This window comes from Bradyrhizobium sp. AZCC 1721 (assembly GCF_036924715.1).
Lineage (GTDB): Bacteria > Pseudomonadota > Alphaproteobacteria > Rhizobiales > Xanthobacteraceae > Bradyrhizobium.
Map to the genome: position 1 here is coordinate 4,091,445 of NZ_JAZHSB010000001.1, position 15,782 is coordinate 4,107,226.

General features: G+C 63.0%; 14 protein-coding genes and 1 pseudogene. 5 read left to right on the forward strand and 10 right to left on the reverse strand.

Features of this window, described 5'->3' with window-relative positions:
• Positions 1–68 precede the first annotated feature (68 nt).
• The 4 genes from V1273_RS19580 to V1273_RS19595 form a co-directional block, all read right to left on the reverse strand.
• A complete protein-coding gene (locus V1273_RS19580; RefSeq protein ID WP_334382069.1) occupies positions 69–575 on the reverse strand; it encodes a TlpA family protein disulfide reductase in 507 nt (168 codons plus the stop codon).
• Positions 572–1,786: a sialidase family protein gene (locus V1273_RS19585; RefSeq protein WP_334410599.1), complete on the reverse strand. Its 1,215-nt coding sequence runs from the start codon at positions 1,784–1,786 to the stop codon at positions 572–574. Before V1273_RS19585 ends, V1273_RS19580 begins: the two co-directional genes overlap by 4 nt.
• A gap of 26 nt (positions 1,787–1,812) precedes the next feature.
• On the reverse strand, positions 1,813–4,194 hold the full coding sequence (locus tag V1273_RS19590; RefSeq protein ID WP_334410600.1) for a TonB-dependent receptor family protein: 2,382 nt from the start codon (positions 4,192–4,194) through the stop codon (positions 1,813–1,815).
• Between the two features lie 93 nt (positions 4,195–4,287).
• Positions 4,288–4,659 carry a DUF2946 domain-containing protein gene (locus V1273_RS19595; RefSeq protein ID WP_334382066.1) on the reverse strand — a complete coding sequence of 124 codons (372 nt, stop codon included), beginning with the start codon at positions 4,657–4,659 and terminating at the stop codon, positions 4,288–4,290.
• 462 nt (positions 4,660–5,121) lie between these two features.
• On the opposite strand from V1273_RS19595, the gene V1273_RS19600 reads away from it, so the two are divergent.
• From V1273_RS19600 to V1273_RS19615, 4 genes and pseudogenes are all read left to right on the forward strand, one after another.
• Complete coding sequence (locus V1273_RS19600; protein WP_334382065.1) at positions 5,122–5,541, forward strand: globin; 420 nt, start codon at positions 5,122–5,124, stop codon at positions 5,539–5,541.
• Positions 5,542–5,699: 158 nt separating this feature from the next.
• Entirely contained in the window at positions 5,700–6,719 is a 1,020-nt protein-coding gene (locus V1273_RS19605) for a sugar ABC transporter substrate-binding protein (protein ID WP_334362966.1), read from the forward strand.
• A gap of 6 nt (positions 6,720–6,725) precedes the next feature.
• Positions 6,726–8,228 (forward strand): sugar ABC transporter ATP-binding protein, encoded by a 1,503-nt coding sequence (locus V1273_RS19610; protein WP_334382064.1) that lies wholly within the window; start codon positions 6,726–6,728, stop codon positions 8,226–8,228.
• Positions 8,229–8,238: 10 nt separating this feature from the next.
• A pseudogene (locus tag V1273_RS19615) lies at positions 8,239–9,277 on the forward strand (ABC transporter permease).
• Between the two features lie 93 nt (positions 9,278–9,370).
• Here V1273_RS19615 and V1273_RS19620 read toward each other — a convergent pair.
• The 4 genes from V1273_RS19620 to V1273_RS19635 form a co-directional block, all read right to left on the reverse strand.
• On the reverse strand, positions 9,371–9,766 hold the full coding sequence (locus V1273_RS19620) for a (R)-mandelonitrile lyase (protein ID WP_334368916.1): 396 nt from the start codon (positions 9,764–9,766) through the stop codon (positions 9,371–9,373).
• 331 nt (positions 9,767–10,097) lie between these two features.
• The gene (locus tag V1273_RS19625; RefSeq protein ID WP_334410601.1) at positions 10,098–10,718 is read right to left on the reverse strand and encodes an Isoquinoline 1-oxidoreductase subunit; all 621 of its coding nucleotides are present in this window, start codon (positions 10,716–10,718) and stop codon (positions 10,098–10,100) included.
• Positions 10,715–12,898: a xanthine dehydrogenase family protein molybdopterin-binding subunit gene (locus V1273_RS19630; RefSeq protein ID WP_334410603.1), complete on the reverse strand. Its 2,184-nt coding sequence runs from the start codon at positions 12,896–12,898 to the stop codon at positions 10,715–10,717. Before V1273_RS19630 ends, V1273_RS19625 begins: the two co-directional genes overlap by 4 nt.
• 3 nt (positions 12,899–12,901) lie before the next feature.
• Positions 12,902–13,363: a (2Fe-2S)-binding protein gene (locus V1273_RS19635; protein ID WP_275186306.1), complete on the reverse strand. Its 462-nt coding sequence runs from the start codon at positions 13,361–13,363 to the stop codon at positions 12,902–12,904.
• A gap of 260 nt (positions 13,364–13,623) precedes the next feature.
• On the opposite strand from V1273_RS19635, the gene V1273_RS19640 reads away from it, so the two are divergent.
• The gene (locus V1273_RS19640) at positions 13,624–14,517 is read left to right on the forward strand and encodes a LysR family transcriptional regulator (RefSeq protein ID WP_334410605.1); all 894 of its coding nucleotides are present in this window, start codon (positions 13,624–13,626) and stop codon (positions 14,515–14,517) included.
• A 31-nt stretch (positions 14,518–14,548) separates the two neighbouring features.
• Here V1273_RS19640 and V1273_RS19645 read toward each other — a convergent pair whose 3' ends face one another.
• Both V1273_RS19645 and V1273_RS19650 read right to left on the reverse strand, forming a co-directional pair.
• Positions 14,549–14,941 carry a putative quinol monooxygenase gene (locus V1273_RS19645; protein ID WP_334410606.1) on the reverse strand — a complete coding sequence of 131 codons (393 nt, stop codon included), beginning with the start codon at positions 14,939–14,941 and terminating at the stop codon, positions 14,549–14,551.
• A gap of 14 nt (positions 14,942–14,955) precedes the next feature.
• Complete coding sequence (locus V1273_RS19650; RefSeq protein WP_334362973.1) at positions 14,956–15,747, reverse strand: carboxymuconolactone decarboxylase family protein; 792 nt, start codon at positions 15,745–15,747, stop codon at positions 14,956–14,958.
• Positions 15,748–15,782: the final 35 nt, after the last annotated feature.

Sequence of the window (15,782 nt, forward strand, 5' to 3'; positions counted from 1 at the left end):
CGGCCGAGGCCGCCGTTGCATTAACGTGAGAATGCAACGTTCATGTTCACAATAGCGGGATTGCGTCCTTATTTCTTCGCGGCCTTTTGCTGAACCAACCATTTTTCGAGGTCCGGTATTTCTGCCGAACCTTCGATCGTGGTCACGGTTCCATCCCGCCCAATCAGGAGCGTGCGCGGGATATCACCCTGCCAGGCTGGATCAATCTCAAACCGAAGGCGTTCGACGAAGCCGTCGCTGAAAATCCAGTTCTCCGCCGATCCCAGCCCGGCCTTCTCCAGCATCGCGCGCGTTGCGCGGTCCAGATTCGGAACAAGGTCGGCACTGACCATCACAACGTCGATCTCGGAATGGTCCTTCATGAATTGTCCGAGCAGCGGCAATTCGACCTTGCAAGGACCGCAGGTGACGCCCCAGAAATGCACCAGCGTCGGACGTCCGGCGTGCGCACGCAGCACGTTCTGCCAGCTTCCCCGCACGAACGGCTTGAGCGTGAGCTCGGACGGCATCTCGGCGCCGGGCGCGGCGCCCAGACAGGCAACGAGGAATATGACGGCGAGCAGGAGGCGTTTCATGAACCGTCTCCGATCGGTAGAAGGCGATAGCCGTCGGCCTTGGTCATCCACGAAAGGTAGACCTTCTGCCCGTCACTGACCAGCAATGGGTGGTCAGACGTATCAGTCGTCGTGGCGATCACGACCGGCTTTGACCAGCTCTTGCCCTCATCATGCGACGTCATTGCGTTGACCGCGGTTTTCTCGCCATTGAACTCTTTCCAGACCATGGTGGCGCCGCGCGGGCCGGCAAGCACATAGGGCCGCGTGGGATTGCGGTCGGAACGGCCGAGCGGAAGCGGATCGGAAAACGTGCGCCCCTGGTCTTGCGAGCGGGCATAGAACAGCCCCTTGCGCATCTTGCCGTTGGTGTACCACGTCACGTGGTGAGTGCCGGCGGGCGAGATCGAAAGACTTGGCCCGTGATGCGGGCACGCGGCAATCTGCCAATCGTCGTTGCTGACGCGGCGAGCCTCGCCCGGCGTCGCAGGATCGGCGAACGTCATGATCGCGTGATCCCGCACACCGCCTTCGAAGATATTCCTGAACACCACCACGGGACGGCCCGGGCCCGCGAACGCCAGGCCGAGCCGGCAGCATTCGCAGGTGTTGTCGGCTGCGAGGTGCGTCTCGGAATAGGTCGCGCCGCCATCCTTCGATGATGCGAAGAACAGCCCTGCCCCTTCATATTTCCTGCCCTCCTCACGCGCAGGCACCCGGTTGCGCTTGTCGATCCAGGCCGCAAACACCGAACCGTCAGCATCGAGGCCGAGCGCGACAAAGCGCTGGCTCTCGTTGCTTGAGGTAATCGGCCGCAACTCGGAAAAGCTCTGGCCGCCATCGGTCGACCTCGTGGTCAGCACCTGACCATTGAACGCCTTGTCCCTGAAGCGCGAAAACGCCAGCGCGATGCCGCCGTTCTTGTCGATGACGATCTGCGGACGCGCATCCGGACCCCAATCGAGGTTGAGCTTTTCTTTTGTCACCTGAACCGGCGTCGAAAAGCTGCGCCCCTGATCCTTCGAACTCGCGACCGATATCTGGCCTCCCGCCATCCAGGCGAGCCACAACGATCCATCCGGCGCGAAAGCCGGCATGACCTTCGAGGCGCAGCGCAAGGCTGTCTCCTCGCACGCCGCTTCCGAGGCGTGCTGATGATGGCTCATTTGCGCGTTCGCTGCGGTTTGGCAAAGCGAGAAAGCAAACATCGCGAGCAGGCTCATTCGCAGCATGGCTTTACTCCTCCTGTGCTGTCCGATCATTTGAACGCCAGCTTCATGCCGGCGATGAACGCACGCGGGGAACCCGCGTAGATCGAGCCGGTCGTATTCGCCAATACGCTGGCGGGATTCTGGATACCGCCTGCCGTCACCGAATTTGCGATGTTGTTCGCGGAAGCCACATAGGTCCGGTCGAACACGTTCCTGACTTCGACATACATGCTCAATGACTTGAAGTAGTCGGACTTGAGGTCCGTATTGTAGTGCACGTTGAGATTGACCAGTTCGTAACCGGGCGCCTTCAAGAGATTGGCGTTGTCCATGTAGAACGAATCCTTCCACTGGACTTCTACGAATGCTCCAAGGCCGGCAAGCGGCCCCCACATCTGCTCATAGCCAAGACGCGCCGTCAGTTCGTGCGGCGAGATGCCGGGAATTTTGTTACCTGCACGGTTGAAGCTGAACGTCGCGCCGTTGACGATATTCTCAGTGTATTCTGTATAGACCTCGTCGAGATAGGTGTAGGCGGCCGTGAAACGCCAGCCGGGGTAGAACTTCCAGTCGGCGGCCAGCTCTACGCCGCGATGTTCGGATTTCGGGGCGTTGAACGTGAAGCTTGCATTGGGCGCGCCGACCTGGGTGGCTTGCGAGACCAGCTCGTTTTTGAAGAATTCGTAGAAGCCGGTCGCGCTGAATTTGAGCGCGTTATTCGGCGTCCAATCGAATCCGATGTCGTAACCGACGTTCTGCTGCGTCTTTAGCTGTGTATTGTTGCCGTTCTGGCCGTTCGGGAGGACGAAGAGATTTCCGACCTGCGGGGTGCCGTAGCCGGTGGCGACGCGCGCGCGGAACAGCCATTCGGGATTCAGCTTGTAGAGCAACGCGAGCTCGGGCGCGGTGTTCTGAAATTGCCGATCGGCGGTCGTCGTGGTGATCGTCGGCATCGGAATCGGCGAGTTTCCGTAATTGTACGCGGAATTGATCCCCTTCAGATGCGTGGTTTCCCATCCGATGCCGGCAATAGCGGTTAATTGCGGCGTCAGCTTCAATTCCTCGCGAGCGCGAACGCCATAGTTCGTGGTGTCGCTCCAGGTATTGCTTTGCAGAAGGCCGAGCTTCGCATTGCCTCCCGGCATGACGTGGCGTGAGTCGCTTGACGCGGTCAGCGTGTTGTAGAACGCGCCGAAATATGTCGTCGATTCCATGCCGAGGATTTCGCCGCGCTTGGTGACGTCGCTCATGTAGTTATACGACGGGAAATCGCCGATCGCGCTGGTCGCTCCCGTCGGCTGGCTGATATTGCGATCGTCGAACACGAACTGGTTGCGCCAGGTGGTCGTGTTGTCGAAGTCGTGCTCCCATCTACCGCCGACGATGGTGCGGCGATCTTCGCGGCCGAGCCCGGCCTGGATGGCCGTGATCGCAGTCCTTGTGCCGTTGAAGCCGTTGTTGAGGAGGTTAACTGAGGCGCAGCCGGCGACGCTCGCCATGTCGCATCCCTCCTGGAACGGGTTCTGATAATACTGGTTGAGCGACAGCCGGAGCGGCAGCCTTGTATCGAGATTGTTGTTGATGAACTTGACGGTGAAGCGGTCATCGGGCGTGGCCTGCAACGTGCCTAAAAAATTCACCGTCTGGGTATTGAACCAGCTATTCTGGATAAAGCCGTCGCCGCGCGCGTCGCTGGCGAACAACGAATACTCGAAATTGCCGACCTTCTTGCCCGCGGCGAGATAGTTATTGAGATAGCCGAAGCTGCCGCCATCGACGCCGTATTCGACCCCGTCGATGGTACGCCCCGGGCGGGTGCGGAAGTTGAGCGCGCCGCCGGTGGCAAAATTGCCAAAGAGCGCTGACGACGGTCCTCGAATGACATCGATCGCGCCATAGGCCTTGGGATCGATCAGGTCGCTGCGGGAAAGCCCGTCCGGCTGCGTGACCGGAAAGCCGTCGTCAAAGATCACGAGGTTGCGGATGGCAAAGCCGTTTCGGGCGTTGGAACCGCGGATCGAGATGCCGATATCGCGCGGCCCGTTGCCCTGTTTCACCGAGATACCCGGGCTCTCGCGCAGCACGTCGGCCACGGAGAACGACGGCCGGTTGTCGAACTGGCTACGATCGATGGTCGTCTCGGTCTGGCCATTCGGCGCCTGGTAAAGCAGCGCGCGCGCCACGCTCGGGGTAATGCCCGCGGTTAGCGACGCTGAAGGCGCTGGGTTGGCCGCAGGTGGCCTTACCTGCGTCCGGGCAGACGCGCGAACGGCCGGCTTTCGGGCCGCAGGTCTGGCGGTCGCCGCGCGCGGCGCGTCGACGGTCACCGCCGGCAACGCCGTCTGGGCGGTCGCGTTCGACGGCGTGAGGGATAGCGCACTACCAAGCACAAGCAGGCTCGCGCTTCCCAAAACACTATGGGGGTACATAAGACATTCCTGACGCCAGCGCTTTGACTGGCTTGCTCAATTGAACGAACTGGCACGGCCGCGGCCGCACCATTTGACGAAGGTCAAGTGAGGTCAGGAAATGGAAGGAGGCGCGCGCGCCTGCGCGTGGCTGCCGGCGCGAGCGTTTGTCAACCGGAAAGCAAAGTCGAACCAAGCCACCTGCTCGGCAACCCGATCGACGTCGATCGCCGCAGTCTGCGGCACGTGGACCGGCGCACCTGTCTGCAGCACGCTGCAAACCGAACAGCATCCGTCATGGGCGCGATGGTTGGCTTGGTCAGCCTGCCCGGCATCGGGGGCGCCATTGCCATGGCAAATGATGGCGCCAGCGAGCGGATCGGAGGCCGCGATGCTCGCCGCCCAGCATGCGCCGATCGGTGCAAAAATCTGCACCACCAGAGCAATCAGGACAATTGGCAGAAAATTCTTCAGCCGTCGGCGCATCGCAAACCCATCCGCTTCAGACCTTAATCACCCTTGGAGTCCGAAGTCGAGATCAGGTTCCTGGAACTATGTTGCAGCTTCAAGGAGAGATGCTGGCGAAAAGCGACGCGTTTTGCATCATTTGGAGGGCGCCTTACCCCGATACCAAGCCCCGGGCGAATTGGAGCTAAATCCACAACCTTCAGTCGTAAATTCCCAATCATTTCGCAGAGTGCTGGAATTTTGAACAAACGTTGCCGAAATTGGTGACAAGACGAAAAAGATGGTCTACCAATTCGGGCTCAGGCTTGCCGACAGGCAAAGCTTGGTGGTCCAAGTCTCGGGAGGAGCCCTGACGCGCACAAGCAGCGTCGCCTCGACAATCAAGAGCAAATCTCACTTTTCGAGGAAATTAAGGGTCGACACAATTTTTGAGCAGGGCTTGGTGCCCTGCTCTTTTTTTCGCTACGATCGCAAACGACAATGACGGCATCGTCAAATCCGATCGAGCGAAGTTTTGAACTGGCCGCCGAGCGCTGCGAAGATCTGACGCCGGTGGTCTATCACCGCCTGTTCGAGGCGCATCCCGAAGCGCGGACCATGTTTCGGACTGAGGGCAGCGAACTCGTCAAGGGCTCGATGCTGGCCTTCACGATCGATGCCATCTTGGACTTTGCCGGCGAGCGTAGCGGGCATTTCCGCCTGATCGCATCGGAAGTTTCATCACACGATGCTTACGGCACGCCGCGGGAATTGTTCGTCGCGTTCTTCGGCATCATTGCGCAGACGCTCCGCGACATCGTCGGAGCGGACTGGTCCGACGAGATCGACTCGGCATGGCGGAAATTGCTCGGCGAGATCGATGGCCTCGTTGCAGCGCAGTGTGAAAATAGCCAGCCCTGACCACGGCCGATTGGCCGAAACGATTCCCTGGACGTCCTAGTGCCGGCGATCAAGTCATTCGGTGGCGCAAACGCGCCGAGTGTGAAAGACTGCCTCGATCCGCGGTGCGTGCAATCGACGCCGACGGCCATAACAAACGACAAGCGAGGGAGCAAACGATGTCCGGAACTGACAAAACGGCAACGACCAGGCGCGACCTTCTTCAGGCCGCGGGCGCGGCTGGCGCAGCCACCGCCCTGCTCGGGGGACTGGGTATTAATCCAGCGCTGGCGGCAGCCGCCCGTTCAGAGAAACCGTTGAAGGCTGCGTTCTCCAATGCTGGCCTGCAGGCGACCTGGTGCGCCCAGGGCAAGCAGGCGGCGGAATGGTGGGGCAAGCTGTTCAACGTCGAAGTCACCTGGTTCGACGGCCAGCTCGACGCGGTCAAGCAGCGCGCGGCGATCGATAACATGGCGTCGCAAAAATGGGATTTCGTCGCCATCCAGGCATTCGGCATCGGCACGCTGACCCAGCCCGTGCAGAAGATGATCGATGCCGGCATTCCCGTGATCGACATGGACACGCTGATCGCGCCGCTCGATCAGATCAAGGTTCATTCGTTCCTGGCGCCCGACAATGAATTCATGGGCGCTTCGGTGACCCAGGCGCTGTGCAATGCCATGGGCGGCAAGGGCAAGATCATCATGACGCAGGGCGCGCTCGGCCATACCGGCGCGCAGGGCCGCGCCAAGGGCTTTAACACGGTGGTGAAGCAATTCCCGAACATCGAGGTGCTGGACACTCAGCCCGCGGATTGGGACGTCTCGAAGACGGCGCGGCTGTGGGAGACCTATCTGACAAAGCACCCGCAGATCGACGCGGCCTTCTTCCACAATGACGACATGGCGCTGGCCGCCTACAACATCATGAAGGCGCGCAACCGCACCAACATCCTGATCGGCGGCGTCGACGCCATGCCGCCGGCGATCCAGGCGGTGAGCGAAGGCCGCATGTTCGCGACCGTCCGCAATCCCTCCTGCCGCATCCACGGCGGCGCCATCATTGCCGGCGTCGCCGCGGTAACCGCGGGCGAGAAGAGCGGACAGGGTATTCCAAAGCACGTCATCACCGACGGCCCGGTCGTAACAAAGGCCAATGCCGCCGGCATGCAATGGATGGAGGACCATTTCCTGATCTGAGTCAGCATGCCCGTGGGACTTAAGCCCATCCTCGAACTGCAAGAGATCACGAAGGCCTTCGGCGGCGTCGAAGCCCTTCGTGGTGTCGATTTTGCGCTTTCTCCCGGCGAGATCCATGGTCTCGTCGGCGAGAACGGCGCGGGCAAAAGCACGCTGATGAAGATCATCGCCGGCGTGCATGCCGATTTTTCCGGCCGCTTTATCCTGGACGGCGGGGAAACCCGATTTCGATCGGTGCGCGACGCGCATGCGGCGGGTATCGCGATGGTGCATCAGGAACTGAGCGTGGCGCCAGATCTGTCGGTGGCCGAGAACGTGTTTCTCGGCAACCAGCCGACCAACCGTTTTGGTTTCGTACAGTGGCGGCGCATGGCACGCGAGGCCGGCGAGCAACTCAAACGTTTCGGCATCGCCGTCGATCCGATGTCGCGGCTCGGCGACCTGCCGATCGGCCTGCAGCAACTGATCGAGATCGCCCGCGTGCTGTTCTCCGGCGCCCGCATCATCATCCTCGACGAGCCGACCTCGGCGCTGTCCCCGCCGGAAGTGGAGCGCCTGTTCGCGACCCTGAAGCGGCTGCGCGACGAAGGCACCAGCATTGTCTTCATTTCGCATTTCATCGAGGATATCCTGCGCGTCTCCGACGTCGTAACGGTGTTCCGCAACGGCAGGAAGGTCGCCGAGGCGAGGGCCGCCGATACCAACAAGCCCGCGTTGATCGAGGCCATGATCGGCCATGGCCGCGAGGCGCTGGAGGAGACCTACACGCATGACATCATGCTGCCGCCGCCCGCCGAGAAGCCGGTGGTGCTGAACGCGAGCGGGCTGTCGCTCGCCCGCAGCCTGCGCGACGTTTCGTTCGACGTCCGCGCCGGCGAAGTGCTGGGCATCTACGGTTTTATGGGGTGCGGGCAGCTCGAACTGGCGCGGATCCTGTTCGGCAAGCTCAAACCCGACCAGGGCTCGCTGGCGATCGCCGGAGAACAAAAAGCCTTCCGCAGCACGGCCGGCGCGCGCCGCGCCGGCATCGCCTTTGTGCCCGAGAGCCGGCGCGACATGCTGTTCCACCAGGAGCCGGTCTACAAGAACATCTCGATCAGCGTCCTCGACCGCATTTCATCCCTGCTGCTGAAGCCCTCGCGCGAACGCGAGATCGCCGCGCGCCAGGTCGACCAGTTGCGGATCCGGCCCGCCGCGGTCGAACTCGATCTCGGCATGCTCTCGGGCGGCAATCAGCAGAAGGTCGCGCTGGCGAAGTGGTTGAGCTATCCGCCGCGGCTATTGGTGCTGTGCGAACCGACCCGCGGCATGGATGTCGGCGCCAAGGACGACGTCATCCATATCGTCAGGGATTTGCGCGCCAAGGGGCTCGCCGTCATCGTGCTCTCCACCGAGCCGGAGACGGTGCTGTCGCTTGCCGACCGCATCATCGTGCTCAAGCGCGGCGCAGTGGTGCGCGAATTTTCCAACGAACGGATCAGCAAGGACCGCCTGCTCGAAGCGGCGTGAGGAGACCGACATGACTTCAGGTGAAAGCGTGAGAGTCCCCGCTTCCGATCGCAAACGCCCGCACCGGCTCGCTGTGATGCTGCGCTCCCAGATGCGCAACATCGCGCCGTTCCTGACGCTGATCTGCCTGTTCGGCTTCTTCGCCGCCGCCAGCCCCTCGTTTGCAACGCTCGACAATCTCGGCAACATCCTCACCCAGATATCGGTCACCGGCATCATCGCCGTCGGCCTCACCTTCGTGATTCTCTGCGCTGAAATCGACCTCTCGATTGCCGCCATCGCCAACGTCACCGGCATTGCAGTCGCCTATTTCACGCTGCAGGAATCCTACGTCAACATCGCCAACGTGCCGATGCCCGGATGGGCCGCCATCCTCTTGGCGCTGGCGCTCTGCGCCCTGCTCGGCCTCGTCAACGCGTTCGGCCTGACGGTGATCGGCATCCCCTCCTTCATCATGACGCTGGCGATGATGCAGATCGCGGCCGGCATCTCGGCGCTCCTGGTGCGCGGGCAGATCGCCTACAAGGTCCCTCCGCTGGTCACGACGCTCGGGTCGACATCGATCGGCGGGATTCCCTGGATCGTGATCGTGGCGGCCTTGATGCTGCTCGGCGGCCATCTGGTGCTGACCTATACCCGCTTCGGCCGCTACGTTTACATGGTCGGGGGGAAATCGCGAGGCCGCCGAATATTCCGGCCTCAACGTCAAGCTCATCCTCGGCAGCGTCATGGTGATATCAGCCGTCTGCGCCGGCATCGGCGGCATGCTCGGCGTCGCCCATTTCGGCAGCGCGCAGCAGAACGAGTTCGACACCTATCTTCTGGATTCAATCGCCGCCGTCGTGGTCGGCGGCACTAGTCTCTTTGGCGGCCGCGGCGGCATCGGCAACACCATCGTCGGCCTGTTCGTGCTCGGCGTCCTCAACAACGGGCTCGATCACGTCAACATCGACAGTTTCCTGAAGATTCTAATCCGCGGCCTGATCCTGCTGGCCGCGCTGGTGATCAACGTCTATGCGCAACGATTGCGGGAAAGGACGGCGGACTAAAGGATAGCCCGCTAACGTTAGCGCGATGCACGGTGACCCAGCTATCAGTTCGCAGCAGAGCCTTGATTGCGCGGCGCTCGCAGCCTGACGAGCTCATCTTCGGTATTGTTCGTCGGTGACGTGCTCCAGCCAGTCGACGTTCTTGCCATCCTGCAATTCGTTGACCGCGATATGAGTCATCGCCGTGGTCGGCGTCGCGCCGTGCCAATGCTTGAGGTTCGGCGCGATCCACACCACGTCGCCGGGCCGCACCTCCTCGACCGGGCCGTTCTCGCCCTGGACCCAGCCGACCCCCGCAGTGATGATGAGCGTCTGACCGAGCGGATGCGTGTGCCAGGCGGTGCGGGCTCCCGGCTCGAACGTGACGGTTCCCGCGCCGGCGCGCGCAGGATCTGGCGCCTGGAAAAGTGGATCGATCCGTACATTGCCCGTGAAGTACTTCGCCTCTCCCTTCCGGGATGGTTGCGAGCCGGATCGTGTGATCTGCATGGCTCCGGTCCTTCCTTGTGTGGCGGCAGCCATGGGCTGGACCGCGGCGACGCCGGTGAATGCCACGGCCGCAATGCCGCAGGTCGAGTCAAGCATGCCTCTGCGAGTGATCATCAGGCGTTCCGAATGGTTGCGAGGTCCGCTGTGGATGCCCCGCGGCGATGATGACAAACTAGGAAATGGCTCTGGCGCGACTAGCCGCTATGATCCGCAAGCACCTATAAGCTGGAACAATAAATGGCGCACGGGAGTTTCGACGACCGATGCGAAACGCGTTTGATCCAGCCAGACCCGCACATTCCTGGCGGCACACGGTGTTAACATCTCGGCCTCATGACGGCGGGCAATGCGCGCCAGTATCAGCCCAGGCCCGCAGCAAGGCGCCGAACGCGGCCTGCGTGCCCGGCGCTGGCTCGCGGCCCGGGCCGGGCGACCAGCCCCAGCCCACGAGCGAGTCCTCCGCCATGTGGTGAAGGAGCGCGGCCATGTCCTTGCCGCCGTTGCGGTTCGGATCCTTGATCTGCGCGCAGATCTCGCCGAGCGTGCGCCCCTCCCAAGCCATCGACGCCGGGGCGAGGTGCCACTGCGGATGGCCGGGCACGCGGGCGGCATCGAAATTCGCGGTGTGGTGGCAGGTGTTGCAGGTCATGCCGGGCACGCCGTGCCCGTCGGCCCCGCGCACTACGAGCGGCTGATGCGGCCGCATCGCGTCGCTCTGCAACGGCCGCTCGGTCGCCGGGTGGCAGTTCACACAACGCGGATGATGCAGCACCTTGCCGGCCTCTTCGAACAGCGCGATCGAACGCGCCTGTTGATCGGCGATGCTCTGGAAGCTCGAGACGGAGCGCAAGTCCTTCGCAGTCTGCTGGCGGGTAGTCTGCGCGGCCGCGGCCACGACGAGGACCGTCACGGCGGCCACGCCCGCCGCGAGGAAAGCCTGTGCGCGCATCATGCGACCGCCCTCACCAGTGGCAGGCGGCGCGGCCGCCCGAGGCCGAGCCGTGCCATTGCGTTCGCAACAGCGGGCCCGATCGGTGGCACGCCCGGCTCGCCGACGCCCGTCGGCTTCTCGGTCGAGTTCACGACGCGCACCTCGACCTGAGGCATCTCGTGGATGCGCAGCACGCGGTAAGTGTCGAAATTCGCCGGCACCGGCCGGCCCTCGTCGAGAGCCACCTCGCCGTATAGGGCCGCGCCGACACCGAAACCGATGCCCCCTTCCATCTGCGCGCGGATCACGTCCGGATTGACCGGCACGCCGCAATCGACGGCGCACCAGACCTTATGCACCCGCGGGCCATCGTCGCCGGCCGAAACCTCGGCGATCTGGGCGACGTAGCTGTCGAAGCTCTTCACTACCGCGACGCCGCGGGCGCGACCATTGACCGGGCCGGGCCCGGACCATTGCGCGAGCTCGGCCACGGCGCGCAGCACGCCAGCCTCGCGCGGCGCCTTGCCCATCATGGCGAGCCGGCCCGCCACCGGATCCTGCCCTGTCGCCTGCAGGAGTTCGTCGACGAAGCATTCGACCGCATATCCGGTGTGCGTATGGCCGACGGAGCGCCACCACAGGACCGGCACGCCGACATCCGTCGTGTGCAGATCGCAGCGGAAATCGGCGATATCGTAGGGAATTTCTTTCGCGCCCTCGACCGACGTGGCGTCGATGCCGCCCTTTGCCATCACGGCCTCGAAGGGCGAACCCTTCAAGATCGATTGGCTGACGACGGTGTCGGTCCAGGCGACGATCTTGCCATCACGGAGGCCGCCGCGCAGGCGGTGCACGATGAGCGGACGGTAATAGCCGCCGCGGATGTCGTCCTCGCGCGTCCAGACGAGCTTCACCGGCCGGCCAGGGCCGATCGCCTTCGCCACCTCGGCCAATTCCGCCGCCAGATGACTCGTCTGCTGCGCCCGGCGCCCGAAACTGCCGCCGGCGAGCATCGTTTCCAATTCCACCTGCTCCGGCTTGAGCCCAAGCACCTTGGCGATCGCCTGGTGATCGAGCGTTTGCAACTGGCTGCCGAAGCGGGCATGCGCGCGCTGTCCGTCCCAGCGCAGGAAGCCGTCGAGCGGCTCCATGGGGGCGTGCGCGAGATAGGGGAAAACGTATTCGGCTTCGATGATTCTCTCGGCGCGCGCGAGCGTCGTGATCGCGTCTCCGTGGGCGCCGGCAATGCGGCCAGGCCGGCGTGCCAGCGCGCGGTATTCCTCGATGAGCTGGTCGCTGCTGCGCTTCTCGGCGGCCGACTCGTCCCAACTGATGCGCAATTGTTCGCGCCCCTTGATCGCCGGCCAGGTGCCGTTGGCGTAGACGGCCACGCCGGTCGGCACCTGCTTGACGTCGACCACGCCCTGGACCGCGCGTGCCGCGCTCGCATCGAAGGACGCGACCCGGGCGCCGAACCGCGGCGGGTGCGCCACGACGACGGTAAGCATTCCGGGTTCGCGCATGTCGATCGTGAACTGCGCCGTTCCGTTGGATTTCGCGACACTGTCGAGCTTCTTGACCGAGCCGTCGTCGCGGCCGATCAACCGGAAGGCGGACGGGTCCTTGAGCGGCGGGTCGGCCGGGGCCGGCTGGCGTGCAGCTGCCTCGGCGAACTGCCCAAAGCGGCCCTCGCGACCGGACCCGCCATGGCGCAGCACGCCGCGCTCGACCGTGATCTCCCGCGCCGGCACGCCCCAGCTTTGCGCCGCGGCGGCGACCAGCATGGCGCGCGCAGTCGCGCCCGCCTTCCGCATCTGATCGTACGAATTGGCGATCGCGGTGGAGCCGCCCGTGCCCTGCACGCCGAAGGCCAAATTCTTGTAGAAGTCGGTGTTGGAGGGCGCATGCTCGGCCCGCACCTTCGACCAGTCGGCGTCGAGCTCCTCGGCGACAAGGGTTGCGAGACCGGTGAAGGGACCCTGGCCGAACTCGATATGCTTGATCAGTACGGTCACCGCATCGTCCGCGCCGATGCGAATGAAGGCGTTGGGCGCGAAATCAGTGCCGCCGGCGGCGCGACGGAAGGCGTGCGCCGCGCCCGATTGCGCGCGCGCCATCTCGGGCAGATAAAGGCCGATGACGAGGCCGGCGGCGCCCTTGAGCATCGCGCGGCGTGAAAGCGCAGCATCGTGGATCGTCATGGCTCAGCCCTCCAGCGCGCGGGCGGCGTCGTGGATCGCGGCGCGGATGCGGACGTAGGTGGCGCAGCGGCAGACGTTGCCGTTCATTGCGAGATCGATGTCGCGGTCGCTCGGTTTCTTGACCTGCTTGAGGAGCGCGACGGCGCTCATCACCTGGCCTGACTGGCAGTAGCCGCATTGCGGCACGTCGCGCGCGATCCAGGCCTGCTGTACCGCCTCGGCTTCCCGCCCGGAGACGCCCTCGATGGTGGTCACCTCGCGGGTGCCGAGCGCCGAGATCGGCAGGGTACAGGAGCGCATTGGCTTGCCATCCACGAACACGGTGCAGGCGCCGCATTGTGCGACACCGCAGCCGAACTTCGTGCCGGCCAGGCCGAGCGCATCACGCAGGACCCAGAGGAGCGGCGCGTCATTATCGACATCGACGCTCTGCATGGTACCGTTGACCTTGATCGCGAGCGCCATTGCTGCCTCCCGGTTTGCTGAGCACTGATTGATGCAGACGGCGGCCTATGCGCCGCCCCGCGGGCATCGAATAACTACTCCACCTCCTGACCGGTTCCCGGGCTCCGAACACGATTCATCGGTGAGCAGCATGTGCGATGTGATCGCAGCTTCGGGAAGCATCGCGTTGCCCGATGCCTCGGGCCACGATGACAATTAGGGCATGGCTCTGCCGCGACTAGTCCCTATAATCTGCAAGGACTTATTAGGTGGTGCAATAAATGCCGCGCGGCAGCTTCGACGACCTTCGCTACCTCATCGCCGTCGCCCGGGAGCAAAGCTTTACCAAGGCGGCTGGAAAGCTCGGCGTGTCGCAGTCGGCTCTCAGCCAGACGATCCGTCAAATTGAAGAGCGTCTTGGCGTGCGGCTTCTCACCCGCACGACCCGCAGTGTCTCGCTGACCGAAGCGGGTGAGCGGCTGGTGCGGGCGGTGGCACCCCGCTTCGAGGAGATTGAAGCCGAGCTCGAGGCCTTGAACGAGCTTCGGGAAAAGCCCGCTGGCACGGTGCGGATCACGGCCGGAGACCACGCAATCAAGTCGGTCCTCTGGCCGAAGCTGCAGAAATTCCTGCCGGATTACCCTGATATCAAGGTCGAAATCGTTATCGACTACGGCCTGACGGATATCGTTGCCGAGCGCCATGATGCCGGCGTGCGCTGGGGCGAGCAGATTGCGAAGGACATGATCGCGGTGCGGATCGGGCCCGACATCCGCTTCGCCGTTGTCGGCACAAAATCCTACTTTGCGAAACGAGCAGTCCCACGAACGCCGCAGGATCTGATCGATCACAACTGCATCAACCTGCGCCTGCCGACCTATGGCGGCACTTATGCCTGGGAGTTCGAGAAGGACGGGCGCGAGCTGAAAGTACGCGTCGAGGGCCAGCTCGTCTTCAATGGCATTTTTCAGGTGCTGGATGCCGCCGCTGCCGGGCTTGGACTAGGCTTCGTGCCGGAGGATATTGCGCAGCCTTACCTCGCGAAGGGTCGCCTGAAGCGCGTGCTTGAAGAGTGGTGCCCGCCTTGGTCGGGCTACCACCTCTATTATCCTCATCGCCGTCAATCTTCACCGGCCTTTGCCTTGCTGGTCGACGCGCTGCGCTACCGGGGATAACAGCGTTCAAGAGGAGGCGTACCGGTCGCCCTCACTTTGCCTTGGCGCCGAGCATAAGGGGGTCCGTCCGGACAAGTTTGAGTGACTTGACCATCTTCTCCGTCGTGGCCTTATATTTTTTGAAATGAGCGGATTCCAAGTGCGACTTGTACGCATCCGCATCCCTATAGATTTCAAAAACCCTGATGCTGGCGGGATTATCCTTTTCAGACATGGCGTATAAGACCAGAACTCCTGGCTCCAGGCGAATAGCAGCGTCGATTTGCTCCAGAACCGCAGCCTTGTAGCTTTCCAACTGAGCGGGATCGATTTCCAATTCTGCTAGCTGTACGTATTGGCCTTGCGTCTCCTGGGTAAGCGCGGGCCCGCACAGACATAACGTCAGCACCGCGGCCCTAAGAATTAGAGGCTGCTTAATGCTCATGTCGGCCTCCCAAATCAACGGGGACGCTTCTCGAAGACATCTTTCGCGACCGGCAGCGCCGAGAAGGCGTTGGGCCAACCTGCATAATAGGCGAGATGCATGATCGCTTCGGCGGCCTGCTCTTGCGTCAGGCCATTATCCATCGCCCGATTGAGATGGTATGGCACCTGCGCGACCTGGCCCGACGCGATCAGCGCGCTGACGGTCACGAGACTCCGGTCACGTGGTGCGAGGTCCGGGCGTAACCATAGATCGCGGAACAGGACATCGGTGGTATGTTGAACGAGTCCCGGAGAGGTGGCGCCGAACTGCTGCCCGACCCGTGCAACGCGGTCGGCCTCCGCGGCTTCGTTTAGCGGCAGGGACTGAGGCGACACGGGAGGGAGTTGATCAGGTCCGATTCCGCGCTGGGTAAAGACGTCCCTGGCGGGTCCTATCGCCGCAAAGGCGTTCGCCCAGCCTGAATAAAAGGCCAGATGGGTGATGATCTCGGAAAGCTCGCCTGGCTTGACGCCGTTCTCGAGCGCCTGATTGAAATAATAAGCCATCGGCAGGGTCAGCTCGCGGGCGATGAGCACGGCGACCGTGACAATGCTTCGATCGCGCTGGCTCAGACCAGGTCGTTTCCAGACCTCGCCGTAGAGGCGCTCTTGCGTGTACTTCTCAAGCGCCGGAGCAACCCGCCGCACGTCTTCCGGTGACAGCCTCCTGCCCGTGACATTGGGTTGCTGAGCTTGTGCGAATGACGATGCCATCAAGAACACCGATGCGATCGTGGTGCGGAGAAATTTCACCTCGAACTCCATTCATGGGTTTCTATCGCTCGCCTGTATTCCGCGTG

Coding starts and splice junctions, on each gene's coding strand:
- V1273_RS19600 (WP_334382065.1), top strand. CDS start 5,122: ATGACGGCATCGTCAAATCCGATCGAGCGAAGTTTTGAACTGGCCGCC.
- V1273_RS19620 (WP_334368916.1), bottom strand. CDS start 9,766: ATGCAGATCACACGATCCGGCTCGCAACCATCCCGGAAGGGAGAGGCG.
- V1273_RS19580 (WP_334382069.1), bottom strand. CDS start 575: ATGAAACGCCTCCTGCTCGCCGTCATATTCCTCGTTGCCTGTCTGGGC.
- V1273_RS19630 (WP_334410603.1), bottom strand. CDS start 12,898: ATGACGATCCACGATGCTGCGCTTTCACGCCGCGCGATGCTCAAGGGC.
- V1273_RS19625 (WP_334410601.1), bottom strand. CDS start 10,718: ATGATGCGCGCACAGGCTTTCCTCGCGGCGGGCGTGGCCGCCGTGACG.
- V1273_RS19635 (WP_275186306.1), bottom strand. CDS start 13,363: ATGGCGCTCGCGATCAAGGTCAACGGTACCATGCAGAGCGTCGATGTC.
- V1273_RS19610 (WP_334382064.1), top strand. CDS start 6,726: ATGCCCGTGGGACTTAAGCCCATCCTCGAACTGCAAGAGATCACGAAG.
- V1273_RS19605 (WP_334362966.1), top strand. CDS start 5,700: ATGTCCGGAACTGACAAAACGGCAACGACCAGGCGCGACCTTCTTCAG.
- V1273_RS19650 (WP_334362973.1), bottom strand. CDS start 15,747: ATGGAGTTCGAGGTGAAATTTCTCCGCACCACGATCGCATCGGTGTTC.
- V1273_RS19640 (WP_334410605.1), top strand. CDS start 13,624: ATGCCGCGCGGCAGCTTCGACGACCTTCGCTACCTCATCGCCGTCGCC.
- V1273_RS19590 (WP_334410600.1), bottom strand. CDS start 4,194: ATGTACCCCCATAGTGTTTTGGGAAGCGCGAGCCTGCTTGTGCTTGGT.
- V1273_RS19645 (WP_334410606.1), bottom strand. CDS start 14,941: ATGAGCATTAAGCAGCCTCTAATTCTTAGGGCCGCGGTGCTGACGTTA.
- V1273_RS19585 (WP_334410599.1), bottom strand. CDS start 1,786: ATGCTGCGAATGAGCCTGCTCGCGATGTTTGCTTTCTCGCTTTGCCAA.
- V1273_RS19595 (WP_334382066.1), bottom strand. CDS start 4,659: ATGCGCCGACGGCTGAAGAATTTTCTGCCAATTGTCCTGATTGCTCTG.